Annotated in this window: 10 protein-coding genes; 3 read left to right on the forward strand and 7 right to left on the reverse strand. The window is 70.3% G+C overall.

The features are described 5' to 3' along the window. Positions 1 to 50: 50 nt before the first annotated feature. A complete protein-coding gene (locus tag J2Y46_RS18525; protein ID WP_045299852.1) occupies positions 51 to 977 on the reverse strand; it encodes a 4-(cytidine 5'-diphospho)-2-C-methyl-D-erythritol kinase in 927 nt (308 codons plus the stop codon). Continuing rightward, positions 974 to 2,041, reverse strand: a complete 1,068-nt coding sequence (locus J2Y46_RS18530; protein WP_045299854.1) for an aldo/keto reductase — start codon at positions 2,039 to 2,041, stop codon at positions 974 to 976. Before J2Y46_RS18530 ends, J2Y46_RS18525 begins: the two co-directional genes overlap by 4 nt. Positions 2,042 to 2,217: 176 nt before the next feature. Here J2Y46_RS18530 and J2Y46_RS18535 point away from each other — a divergent pair, with 176 nt between their 5' ends. Next, positions 2,218 to 3,804, forward strand: coding sequence for a stealth conserved region 3 domain-containing protein (locus J2Y46_RS18535; RefSeq protein ID WP_310244360.1), 1,587 nt, complete (start codon positions 2,218 to 2,220; stop codon positions 3,802 to 3,804). Here the strand turns inward: J2Y46_RS18535 and J2Y46_RS18540 are convergent. After that, entirely contained in the window at positions 3,752 to 4,672 is a 921-nt protein-coding gene (locus J2Y46_RS18540; RefSeq protein ID WP_310244363.1) for a phosphodiesterase, read from the reverse strand. The two genes, J2Y46_RS18535 and J2Y46_RS18540, sit on opposite strands and share 53 nt — an antisense overlap. A 117-nt stretch (positions 4,673 to 4,789) precedes the next feature. After that, a complete protein-coding gene (rsmA, locus tag J2Y46_RS18545; RefSeq protein ID WP_310244366.1) occupies positions 4,790 to 5,650 on the reverse strand; it encodes a 16S rRNA (adenine(1518)-N(6)/adenine(1519)-N(6))-dimethyltransferase RsmA in 861 nt (286 codons plus the stop codon). Positions 5,651 to 5,830: 180 nt separating this feature from the next. On the opposite strand from rsmA, the gene J2Y46_RS18550 reads away from it, so the two are divergent. Together J2Y46_RS18550 and J2Y46_RS18555 are read left to right on the forward strand one after the other, a co-directional pair. Further along, complete coding sequence (locus tag J2Y46_RS18550; protein ID WP_045299862.1) at positions 5,831 to 7,291, forward strand: sugar porter family MFS transporter; 1,461 nt, start codon at positions 5,831 to 5,833, stop codon at positions 7,289 to 7,291. 76 nt (positions 7,292 to 7,367) lie between these two features. Beyond that, positions 7,368 to 8,672 (forward strand): MFS transporter, encoded by a 1,305-nt coding sequence (locus J2Y46_RS18555; RefSeq protein ID WP_045299864.1) that lies wholly within the window; start codon positions 7,368 to 7,370, stop codon positions 8,670 to 8,672. 12 nt (positions 8,673 to 8,684) lie between these two features. Here the strand turns inward: J2Y46_RS18555 and J2Y46_RS18560 are convergent, their stop codons facing one another. Genes J2Y46_RS18560 through metG form a run of 3 tightly spaced genes read right to left on the reverse strand, consistent with a single transcriptional unit; the run spans position 8,685 to position 11,716 of the window. Continuing rightward, the gene (locus J2Y46_RS18560; RefSeq protein WP_310244369.1) at positions 8,685 to 9,206 is read right to left on the reverse strand and encodes an NUDIX hydrolase; all 522 of its coding nucleotides are present in this window, start codon (positions 9,204 to 9,206) and stop codon (positions 8,685 to 8,687) included. A gap of 18 nt (positions 9,207 to 9,224) precedes the next feature. Then, complete coding sequence (locus J2Y46_RS18565) at positions 9,225 to 10,136, reverse strand: TatD family hydrolase (RefSeq protein ID WP_310244372.1); 912 nt, start codon at positions 10,134 to 10,136, stop codon at positions 9,225 to 9,227. Continuing rightward, positions 10,136 to 11,716 (reverse strand): methionine--tRNA ligase, encoded by a 1,581-nt coding sequence (metG, locus tag J2Y46_RS18570; RefSeq protein WP_045299868.1) that lies wholly within the window; start codon positions 11,714 to 11,716, stop codon positions 10,136 to 10,138. Before metG ends, J2Y46_RS18565 begins: the two co-directional genes overlap by 1 nt. Positions 11,717 to 11,838 lie beyond the last annotated feature (122 nt).

An 11,838-nucleotide genomic window follows, 5' to 3' on the forward strand; every position in this document is an offset into this window, starting at 1 on the left:
CCACGCCCGCGGGCGGGCTCAGGTGCGTACGCGACCGGTGACGGACCGACTCAGGTGACCACGCGCGCGCCGGCGACCGGCCCATGCACGTGGAGCGCCTCGTAGCCCGCGGCCGACAAGGTGATCTGCAGTTCGAGCGCCGACTCCGGGTCGACGGTCAGGAATGCCAGCGTAGGGCCCGACCCCGACACCATTCCCGCCAGGGCGCCGGACTCCTCTCCGAGCTCCAGCACCTCGCGAAGCTCGGGACGCAAGGACAGCGCCGCGATCTGCAGATCGTTGCGCGTGTGCTCGGCGAGCGCGATGGGGTCTGCGGCCCGCAGCGCGTGGAGCACACCGGGCGCCACCGCCGGCACGCGAGCGCCCGCGTTGATGTCGGGCCTCGCACGAAGCTCGTCGAGGTGCCGGTACACGTCGGGAGTGGAGAGCCCGGCGCCGGACGGCACCACGACCCAGTCGAAGCGGCCCTTCGCCAGCGCGGGGCTCAGCTGGTCGCCGCGCCCGGTGCCGACCGCCGTCCCGCCCATCAGGGCGAAGGGCACGTCGGCGCCGAGGCGGGCGGCGAGCTTGTGCAGCTCGGCGGTCCCGAGCTCGGCCTCCCACAGCGCATCGCACGCGACGAGGGCGGCAGCAGCATCCGCCGACCCTCCTCCCATGCCGCCCGCGACCGGCACGTGCTTCACGATGTCGAGGTGCACGCCGCCCGCGTGGCCGATGCGCTGCGCGACGAGCCGTGCGGCGCGGACGGCCAGGTTGCGGTCGTCGGCGGGAACACCGGTCACATCGACGGTGCCCGATATCGACACGGTGAACTCGTCGGAGGGCGATGCCCAGACGTCCTCGTACAGCGACACCGCCTGGTACGCCGATGCGACGTCGTGGTACCCGTCGTCCTGCGCGCCTCCGACCTCGAAGAAGAGGTTGATCTTTCCCGGCGCCCGCACCCGGACGCCGGAGGCTTCGAGAGCCTGACTCACCGGTTCGCCGATTCCGCCCAGAGGTCCACGTCGATGCCGTCCGACAGGGCGTCGATGCGCTCCTGCTCCTCCACCGTGAAGGACGGACCCTCGAGCGCCTTGAGGTTCTCGTCGAGCTGCGCGGGACGCGAGGCGCCGATGAGCGCGGACGCGACGACCGGGTCGCGCAGCACCCACTGGATCGACATCTGCGCGAGCGTCTGCCCGCGCTCCTTCGCGATGACGTCGAGCGACCGCAGCGTCGACAGCCCCTTCTCGCTCAGCGAGCCGTTCGGCAGCGACCCGCGCTGCTGCGCGCGCTCGGCCGAGCCGTCGCCGAGATACTTGTCGGTGAGCAGTCCCTGCGCGAGCGGCGTGAACGCGATCGCCCCCATGCCCTCCTGCTTGAGCACCCCCGTGAGGCCGTCCTCGACCCAGCGGTTCAGGATCGAGTACGCCGGCTGGTGGATGACGAGCGGGGTGCCGAGCGAGCGGGCGACGGATGCCGCGACCGCCGTCCGCTCGGCGCTGTAGGACGAGATCCCCACGTAGAGAGCCTTGCCCTGGCGCACCAGCGTGTCGAGCGCGCCCACGGTCTCCTCCACCGGGACATCGGGATCGACGCGGTGCGAGTAGAAGATGTCGACGTAGTCGATGCTCATGCGCTTCAGAGACTGCTCGGCGCTGGAGAGGAGGTACTTGCGCGAGCCGCCGTTGCCGTACGGGCCGTGCCACATGTCGTAGCCGGCCTTCGACGAGATGATGAGCTCGTCGCGGTAAGGGGCGAAGTCCTCGCGCATCATGCGCCCGAAGTTCGTCTCGGCGGTGCCGTAGGGCGGGCCGTAGTTGTTCGCCAGGTCGAAGTGGGTGATGCCGCGGTCGAACGCGTGACGCAGCAGCGCCCGCTGGTCGTCGAACGGGATGTTGTCGCCGAAGTTCCACCAGAGCCCGAGCGACACGGGCGGCAGCGTGAGCCCGGAGGTGCCGACGCGGCGGTAGTCCGCGCCGGCATAGCGGTCGGCGTCGGCGGCGTAAGGGCGGTGGAGGTCTCCTCCACGGGACAGGTAGCGCGCGTCTTCGGTCACCGGTCCAGGCTAGCGAGGTCGGCGCACGCGCGCAGGTGGCGCGACGCGGCACACGGACGTGCCCCGTGTCAAGGGTCTACGTCCGAAACGTGGTCGTAACGGACGCTCCCTATCGTGGCGACACGGGGGAACGCTCGCATTCGAGCGCGTCTGCCGACCCACGAAAGGAGGACCGCATGACCCTGCTGTCCGCATTGCCGCGCGCGACGGACCCGTGGAGCGTGCTCACAGAGCGAGGCGACGTGGTCGCCGACCGCGGCATCCTCCACCTCGTCCACGACGACGTCTCCCCGCACGAAGCCCGCGAGGCCGATCTGCTGCTCGTTGCGGACGCCCTCGCCGACGCCGGCATCGAGACCCTCCTGGTGCGTCACGACCACACCGTGCCCGCGCTGGTCGTCGACGTCCGCGACCGCGAGGCTGTGCAGGCGGCGCTCGCCGCCGTCTGCACGCGGGAGCCGCTGTACGTCAAGGCCAAGGGGCGCGCGCCCCTGCTCGCATGCGATGCCGCGGACGTGCCCGACGCGCCCACGGCGGTGCGGGTCTATCGTCCGCGGCTCAGCCGCACCGGCTCGCTGCGCTACGGACCGTCGTCGGGCGTCCACCTGGAGTTCTGGCGCTTCGAGGACGACGTGATCGAGGCACCCCGCGACAACGCCGTGCTGCGTCGCCGCACCGCGACCGAGGACGTCGCATACGAGCTCGTCGAACGTCACGGGCGCGCCTGGCGCACGATCTCCGGGATGTTCGACCCCCAGCCACTCGAGGTGACGGAAGACATCGACATCGTCTTCTCGTGGGTGGACGGGTCGTCGAGCGAGTTCCGGCGTCAGCGCGCGGCCCAGCTCTCCGAATACGTGGTGGGCGAGGGGGACGACGGACCGGCTCGCTACCGCCACGTCGACGAACTCCGCTACGCGTTGCGCAGCGTCCACATGTACGCGCCATGGATCCGTCGCATCTTCATCGCGACGGACTCCCCCGCGCCCGCCTGGCTCCTCGATCACCCGAAGGTCACGATCGTGCGCAGCGAGGAGTTCTTCGCCGACCCGTCCGTGCTGCCCACACACAACTCGCACGCCGTCGAGGCGCAGCTGCACCGCATCCCCGGCATCGCGGAGCACTTCCTCTACTCGAACGACGACATGTTCTTCGGGCGCGCCGTCGAGCCCGAGATGTTCTTCACCCCGGGCGGTGTCACCAAGTTCGTCGAGTGCGGGGTGCGCATCGGCGCGGGCGAGCCCGCTCTCCACCGCAGCGGCCACGACAACGGACTCCGGGTGAACCGCGCGCTGCTGCAGGAGCGGTTCGGACGCACGATCGTCCGCGACCTCGAGCATTGTGCGGCTCCGCTGCGGCGCAGCGTCATGGCCGAGCTCGAGCAGGCGTTTCCCGAGGAGTTCGCCCGGACCGCGGCATCCCGTTTCCGCTCGGCGACGGACATCTCGGTGACGAACAGCCTGTACCACTACTACGCCCTGCTCACAGGACGGGCGGTCGCCACTCGTCTCCCCCGCGTGCGGTACGTGCAGACGACGGTCGCCGCGGGACTTCGGCGCATGGAGCGACTCGAGGAACGCTGCGACGTCGACATGTTCTGCCTCAACGACGGCGGCGAGGTCGAGGTCGCCGAAGAGGTCCGCGTGCGAGCGATCCGCAGCGCCCTGGAGCGCATGTTCCCGGTGCGAGCACCATGGGAGCGGGACGAGGTCAGCGCAGCACGGCGATCGGCTCGGTCGGCGCATCCTTCCGCGCGGCGCTGAGAGGCACGACCCCCGCTTCCCGGAGCCGGCGGCGTGCCTCGTCCGCGTCGATGTGCTCGAGGGCGCGCGGCGCCTCCACCGGGACGACCGAATGCACCACGGTGTCGTCGTACACGTGCACGAGGTTGAACGCCTGCGCGCCGTCTTGAGGACGCGTGCCGCCGACGGGCACCGTGAGGTCCTGCGCATAGCAGGTCGAAGACGCCACCGACACCGGGATGCCGGCGAACGTCGCGAACGTCGAGTAGTGCAGGTGACCGGCGATGATGGCCCGCACGTCGGTGCCGCGCAACACGGCCGCGAGCCGGCGCTGGTCGTGCAGCTCGACGCTCGCCGCGAGCGGCAGCACGCTCGGCACCGGCGGGTGGTGCATCGCGAGGATCGTGCCGAGGGGCGCGGGGGTGGCCAGCACGTCGGCGAGCCAGGCGAGCTGCTCCTCGCGCAGCTCGCCGTGGTGGTGCCCGGGCACGCTCGTGTCGAGCGTGATCACGCGGAGGCCGTCCAGCTCGTCCACCCGATCGACGGGGCGCGCATCGGATGCCTCGCCGTACAGGCCCGCCCGGAACGCCCCGCGCTCGTCGTGGTTGCCCATGACCCACAGCACCCGTGCGCCGATGCGCTCGGCGAACGGGTCGACGAGCGCGCGCAGCGCGGCATACGCGCCCGGTTCGCCGAGGTCCGCGAGGTCGCCGGTGACGATGATCGCGTCGGGACGGATGCCGCTGGCATCGATCGCTCCGATGGTCTGCGCGAGCCGCCTCGCGCCGTCGACGGAATCGAAGAGGCGCGGCGTCGAGGGCGCGCGCAGGTGCGTGTCGCTCAGGTGCAGCAGAACGCGTTCAGGGTCCGGATACTCGGCGGTGCGCATGTCGGGTCACTCCGGTCCGCCGTGAGGCGAGGTGCCGTGGAACCGGACGGCGGACTCTGGAATGTTACCGGCATGTTTCGCACGACGGCCGACGGCACGGTGAAGATCTGCTGAATTTCAGCTTTCCGCCATGGTTCCCGAGGCTCGCGCGATGCGCACGTAGTCGTCGATCGAGAGGTCCTCGCCGCGGGCGGTGGGCGCGACCCCCGCGCTCTCCAGGATCACGGATGCCGCAGCCGCCGATCCCCCGAGCACGCCGGCCGTCGCCTGCCGGAGCATCTTGCGCCGCTGCTGGAACGCGGCATCCACGATCGCGAAGGTGCGCCTGCGCAGCTCCTCGTCGCCGCGCGGCTCGACGGCGCGATGGAAGCCGACGAGCACGCTGTCGACGTTGGGGACAGGCCAGAAGACCTGACGAGACACAGTGCCGGCAAGACGCCACGGCCCGTACCAGGCCGCCTTGACGCTCGGCGCCCCGTACACCTTCGACCCGGGCGGGGCGGCGAGTCGCTCCCCCACCTCGGCCTGGACCATCACGACGCCGCGGTCGAGCGCCGGGAAGTGCTCGAGGAAGTGCAGCAGCACCGGCACGCTGACGTTGTACGGCAGATTCGCCACGAGCACGGTCGGGTCGCCCGGCAGCTCGGTGACGCGCAGCGCGTCGGCGTCGACGACGGTGAGCGCACCGTCGGCGACCCCGTGGGCGGCCGCGGTGGCAGGCAGCCGCTCGGCCAGCCGGTGGTCGATCTCGACGGCGGTGACGGATGCACCGGCCTCGAGGATGGCGAGGGTCAGCGAGCCGAGACCCGGCCCCACCTCGACGACGCGATCGCCCGGCCGGACCTCGGCGACGTGCACGATCTTGCGGACGGTGTTGGCGTCGACGACGAAGTTCTGCCCGAGTTTCTTGGTCGGCGTCACGTCGAGTTCGGCGGCCAGCGCGCGGATCTCGGCCGCACCGAGGAGAGTCACGGGCATGCGTTCACTGTACCCACGGTGACGTCGCCTTCCGGTCCGGTGCGGGGACGCACAGCGTCGGAGGCTCCGGGCGACACACCGGTTCGGGATGCTGCAGACCGGCGTGTCGGGCGAGACCTCCGATCCTGTGCACCGCGTGCCCTCTGCCGCCGGGGCGACCCGAACGCTAGCGTGACCAGCATGAACTCGACCGGATCGATCCCCGCAGACGCGTTCTCACTCCGCAGTCCCTACGGGCGGCGGGCGATCGGCCTGTCGGTCGCGGCCGCCGTCGGCGGATTCCTCTTCGGCTTCGACTCGTCGGTGATCAACGGCGCCGTCGACTCCATCTCGAAGGATTTCGGGCTCAACGACGTCATCACGGGGTTCGTCGTCGCGATCGCGCTGCTCGGCTGCGCGGTCGGTGCGATCATCGCCGGCAACCTGTCGGACCGGTGGGGGCGACTCCGGGTGATGTTCATCGGCGCGATCATGTTCTTCGCGAGCTCGATCGGCGCCGGTCTGGCGTTCTCCGCATGGGACCTCGCGTTCTGGCGCGTGATCGGCGGTCTGGGCATCGGCATCGCGTCCGTCGTCGCCCCCGCGTACATCGCCGAGATCGCGCCGCGTCAGGTCCGCGGTGGTCTGGCGTCGCTGCAGCAGCTGGCGATCACGATCGGCATCTTCGCGGCGCTCCTCTCGGACGCGCTGCTGGCGAATGCGGCGGGCGGCGCAGACAGCGTGCTGTGGTTCGGGCTCGAGGCGTGGCGGTGGATGTTCCTGGTCGGTGTGATCCCCTCTGCGGTCTACGGCATCCTGTCGTTCACCGTTCCCGAGTCGCCCCGTTACCTCATCTCCAAGGGCCGCACCGACGAAGCCCGCGAGATCTTCTCGCGGCTCATCCCGCCGGCCGATCTCGACCAGTCGATCCGGGAGCTCCAGAAGGCGATCGAGACCGACCGCAAGAACGCCGGCGTCTCGATCCGCGGCCCGGTGCTCGGGCTTCAGCGGATCGTCTGGGTCGGCATCATCCTCTCGGTGTTCCAGCAGTTCGTGGGCATCAACGTGATCTTCTACTACTCGACGAGCCTGTGGCAGTCCGTGGGCTTCGACGAGAGCGATTCGTTCACGATCAGCGTCGTCACGTCGATCACGAACGTGCTCGTCACACTCATCGCCATCTTCCTCGTCGACCGCGTGGGCAGGCGCCCGATCCTGCTCACGGGCTCCGTGATGATGACCGTCTCGCTGGGCCTCATGGCGCTGTCGTTCGTGTTCTCGACGACCGACGCCGAGGGCGCCGTCACGCTCCCCGCGCCGTGGGGGCCGATCGCCCTCGTCGCCGCGAACGTCTTCGTCGTCGGCTTCGGCGCCTCGTGGGGACCGCTGGTGTGGGTGCTGCTCGGCGAGATCTTCCCGAGTCGCATCCGCGGCAAGGCGCTGGGCGTCGCGGCCGGCGCCCAGTGGATCGCGAACTTCCTCATCACCATCTCGTTCCCCGCGATGTCGTCGTGGTCGCTGCCGCTCACGTACGGCATGTACGCACTGTTCGCGGCGCTGTCCTTCGTGTACGTGGCGTGGCGCGTGCCCGAGACCAAGGGCATGGACATCGAGCAGACCGAGACGTTGTTCACGCACAAGGGCGCCGCGAGCACGACCTGACCGCGCGCGAGACGCGGGTCGGATGCCGAGCGCCGCGCGTACCTCGGGCGTCCGCGGCCCCTCATAGGATGGCGGGATGCCTTCGCTCGGGGAACTGATCGCACCGCGGCGCCTCGGAACGGACTTCCGGTGGCTGCTCGCGTCGTCGTGGACCAGCAACCTCGGCGACGGCATCGCGCTCGCGGCCGCGCCGCTGCTGATCGCGTCGCTCACGTCGTCGCCGGTCCTCGTGGCGGCTGGCGCCATGATGCAGTTCCTGCCGTGGCTCCTCTTCGGCCTCCTCGCGGGCGCCGTCGCCGACCACCACGACCGGCGCCGGCTCGTGATGCTGGCGAACGGGCTGCGCGCGGTGATCGTGGCTGTGCTCGTGGCGTTCCTCGTCAGCGGACAGGCCACCGTGTGGCTGGTGCTGGCCGTGGCGTTCCTCTACGGCACCGCCGAGGTCTTCGCCGATTCCGCCGGCAGCACGCTGCTGCCGATGCTCGTGAAGCCGGCCGACCTCGGCATCGGGAATGCCCGCATGCAGGCCGGCTACCTCGTCGCGAACCAGCTCGCCGGGCCTCCGCTCGGGGCCTTCCTCTTCGCCGTGGGCTCGTTCTGGCCGTTCGTGCTGCAGGTGCTGTGCGTGGCGCTCGCGGTGCTGCTCATCGCCCGGATCGCGCGCACGCCGGTGCCCGAACACCCGGACTCGGAGCGCGGGACCAAGGCGCACGCCATCCGCGAGGGACTGCAGTGGCTGCGCCACAACGCACCGGTGCGCACGCTCGTCATCATCATCCTGGTGTTCAACGTCACCTGGGCCGCCCCCTGGGGTGTGCTCGTGCTCTACGCCACGGAGCACCTGGGAATGGGACCGGTCGGGTACGGCGCCCTCACGACTGCGGCCGCCCTCGGCGGCATCATCGCGATCTTCAGCTTCGGCTGGCTCGAGAAGCACGTGTCGTTCGCGACGCTCATGCGGATCTGCCTGTCGCTCGAGGTGCTCATGCACCTCTCGTTCGCCCTCACCACCTCGCCCGCTGTGGCCTTCGCCATCATGTTCGGCTTCGGCCTGTATGCGTTCGTGTGGGGCACCATCTCGACGACCGTCCGCCAGCGCCTCGTGCCGATGCAGCTGCAGGGCCGCATCGCCTCGGTGAACATGGTCGGCGTCTTCGGCGGCCTCGTGATCGGGCAGTTCATCGGTGGCATCCTGGCCCAGGTGTGGGGACTCACCGCGCCGTGGTGGTTCGCCTTCGGCGGCTCGCTCATCACGCTGCTGCTCGTATGGCGCTCGATCTCGCACATCGCGGCCGCGAAGCCGGTGCTCGATGCGGATGACGCAGAGGAGGTCGCCGGCGAGGACGAACCCGGCGCCGGCGGGATGCCGCTGATCGACTGAGCAGCGCCCGCCCTAGCCGCGCGGAGCGGTCACGAGCTCAGCCAGACGGTCTCCGAAGTGGGCGAGCCGGGGAGTCCACGGCCCCGCCATCTCGCCGGCCGTGCCACGGCGCATCGCCTCCGCGAGCGGGGCCCAGAAGCTCTCGCACACCTCGTCCGGGTCGAGCGCCAGGACCGGGTCGCCGGCCACCTGCGCGACGTAGAAATCGAACAACGCGGTCCGCTCGGTGAGGCGGCCGACGAGCCGCAGGTCCGCGGCCCGGACCTGCACGCCGGTCTCCTCGTGCAGTTCGCGCACGGCAGCCTGCTCGCTGGTCTCCCCCGTCAGCGCGCTCCCTGCCGGGAACTCCCACGTGAGGCCCCAGTCCTTGCCCTGGGCACGCCGGGTGAGCAGCACGAGCCCGTCGCCGCGCACCACGCACACCGACGCCACGATGTGGAACAGCCCTTCGGGGAACGCGGGATCGCCGCGGCGGTGGGTCCGGCCGATCGGTGCGCCCGCCGCATCCGTCAGGTCCCACAGCTCGTCGTCCACGATGTCCCCCGGTTCCGGTCAGTCCTCGAACGCTCCGTAGACCTCGAGCGTGTTCGCCGCGATCTGCGCGCACAGCTCGTCGAGGTCGACGCCGAGCTCGGCGGCCATGAAGCGCACCGTCACCGGGATCAGGTACGGCGCGTTCGGGCGGCCGCGATGCGGGGTCGGCGTGAGGAACGGGGCATCCGTCTCGACCAGGATCCGCTCGCGCGGGATCACCGCGAGCGCGTCGCGGAGGTTCTGCGCATTGTTGAAGGTGACGTTGCCGGCGAACGAGAGCCAGTAGCCGCGTTCGCCCGCGACGCGCGCCATGTCGGCGTCGCCCGAGAAGCAGTGGAAGACCGTGCGCTCGGGGGCGCCGACGCGCTCGAGCGTGGACAGCACGGCGTCATGCGCGTCGCGATCGTGGATCTGCATCGCGATCCGGTGCTTCTTCGCGAGCGCGATGTGCGCCTCGAAGCTCTCGAACTGCGCGGGCCGGCCGTCCTCGTCGGTGCGGAAGAAGTCGAGCCCGGTCTCGCCGATCGCCCGCACGCGCGGCTGCGCGGCGAGCTCGTCGATCACCGCGATCGCCTCGCTCAGACGCCCGGCGGCGTGGTACGCGGGTGCTTCGTTCGGGTGGATGGCGACCGCCGCGAGCACGCGGGGGTGGGATGCCGCCGCCCACGCCGACCAGCGGCTCGAGTCGATGTCGCCCCCCGCCTGCACCACGCCGACCACGCCGACCTCGCCCGCCCGCTCGAGCTGCTCGTCGAGCGACAGGCCGACGCCGTCCTCGATCTCGAGATGCGCGTGGTTGTCGTACACCGGAATCGCGAGGGGCTCGGGCGACGCCGGGTACGTGACGTCACGCGATCCCTTCTCGCGGGTGCGCACGTACTGCGACGGGTCTGACCCCGCGTCGGGATACGGGACCGGCGGTGTCGCCATCAGACCGACTGCTCGACGCGCGGGAACAGCGGTGCGAGGCCGTTCACGCTGGAGCCCGGCTTCAGAACGCCCCACGCGCCCGCATCCCGGATGGGCTGGTCCTGCAGACGCCCGATGGACTCGGCCGCGCCGAGCGCGATCCAGAGCTTCTCCGTCGAGACGGGCATGACCGGCGACAGCAGGACGGCGAGGGCGCGCAGGCCCTCGGCCGCGGTGTAGAGCACCGTGCCGAGGCGCTCGCGCTCGGCGTCGTCCTTGGCGAGCGCCCACGGCTCGTTCTCGGTGATGTACAGGTTGAGCGCGTCGACGATCGTCCAGATCGCGTGGATCGCCTCATCGATGCGGAACCGCTCGATCGCGGCGTCGGCGTGGGCGGCAGCATCCGCCACCGTCTTCTGGATGTGCAGGTCGGCGTCGGTGTAGGCGCCCGCCGGCGGCACGACACCCTCGAAGTACCGCTCGATCATCGCGGTCGTGCGCGACGCGAGGTTGCCGAAGCCGTTGGCGAGCTCGGCCTGGTAACGGGCGGAGAGATCCTCCCACGAGAACGAGCCGTCCTGGCCGAACGCGATCGCCGACAGGAAGTAGAAGCGGTAGGCGTCCGAGCCGAAGACGTCGGTGATCTCGGTCGGCGCGATGCCGGTGAGCTTCGACTTCGACATCTTCTCGCCGCCGACGAGCAGCCAGCCGTGGGCGAAGACGCCGCGCGGCACCTCGAGGCCCGCAGCCATCAGCATCGCCGGCCAGATGACGGCGTGGAAGCGCAGGATGTCCTTGCCGACGATGTGGTACGCCGGCCAGCGGCGGGCGAACTCCTCGGGGTCCTCGCCGTAGCCGATCGCCGTGGCGTAGTTGAGCAGCGCGTCGACCCACACGTAGATGACGTGCGACTCGTCCCACGGGAGCGGGATGCCCCAGTCGAAGGCCGAGCGCGAGATCGACAGGTCCTTGAGCCCGTTCTTCACGAACGACACGACCTCGTTGCGCGCTGATTCGGGGCGCACGAAGTCCGGGACAGTCGAGTAGAGCTCGAGCAGCTTGTCCTGGAACTCGCTGAGCTTGAAGAAGTAGTTCTTCTCCTGCAGCAGCTCGAGGGGCTTCGAGTGTATGGCGCAGACCTTGAGGCCCTCGAACGCGCCGGTGCCGTCGACGATCTCGGACTCGGGCTTGAACTCCTCGCAGCCCACGCAGTACAGCGCCTCGTACTCGCCGGCGTAGATGTAGCCGCGGTCGTAGATCGCCTGCACGAACTGCTGCACGCGCTCCTCGTGACGCTGCTGCGTCGTGCGGATGAAGTCGTCGTTGGCGACGTCCAGCGTCTTCAGCAGGGGGAACCACGCCTCGGTGACGAGCTTGTCGACCCACTCCTGGGGCGTCACGTTGTTCGCCGACGCGGCGCGCATCATCTTCTGGCCGTGCTCGTCGGTGCCCGTCAGCATCCAGGTGTCGTCGCCCGCCTGGCGGTGCCAGCGCGCGAGGGTGTCGACCGCCACGGTGGTGTAGCCGTGGCCGATGTGGGGCACGTCGCTCGGATAGTAGATCGGCGTCGTGATGTAGAAGGACGAGGGGCCGGAAGTCACCCGACGAGTCTAGTCAGCGCGGATGCCCCGCCCGCCGCTGTGACCGGACGCCGCCGTCCGGACCCGCCGATGCGCCCGAACGTAACACTCGGGCCCTGCGTTTCACGGGCGCCGTACGTCAC

This window comes from Microbacterium sp. BE35 (assembly GCF_031457705.1).
GTDB classification, from domain to species: domain Bacteria; phylum Actinomycetota; class Actinomycetes; order Actinomycetales; family Microbacteriaceae; genus Microbacterium; species Microbacterium trichothecenolyticum.

Excerpts from the sequence above, each read along its gene's own strand:
- J2Y46_RS18535 (WP_310244360.1), top strand. The coding sequence starts at position 2,218 with ATGACCCTGCTGTCCGCATTGCCGCGCGCGACGGACCCGTGGAGCGTG.
- J2Y46_RS18555 (WP_045299864.1), top strand. The coding sequence starts at position 7,368 with ATGCCTTCGCTCGGGGAACTGATCGCACCGCGGCGCCTCGGAACGGAC.
- rsmA (WP_310244366.1), bottom strand. The coding sequence starts at position 5,650 with ATGCCCGTGACTCTCCTCGGTGCGGCCGAGATCCGCGCGCTGGCCGCC.
- J2Y46_RS18540 (WP_310244363.1), bottom strand. The coding sequence starts at position 4,672 with ATGCGCACCGCCGAGTATCCGGACCCTGAACGCGTTCTGCTGCACCTG.
- J2Y46_RS18565 (WP_310244372.1), bottom strand. The coding sequence starts at position 10,136 with ATGGCGACACCGCCGGTCCCGTATCCCGACGCGGGGTCAGACCCGTCG.
- J2Y46_RS18550 (WP_045299862.1), top strand. The coding sequence starts at position 5,831 with ATGAACTCGACCGGATCGATCCCCGCAGACGCGTTCTCACTCCGCAGT.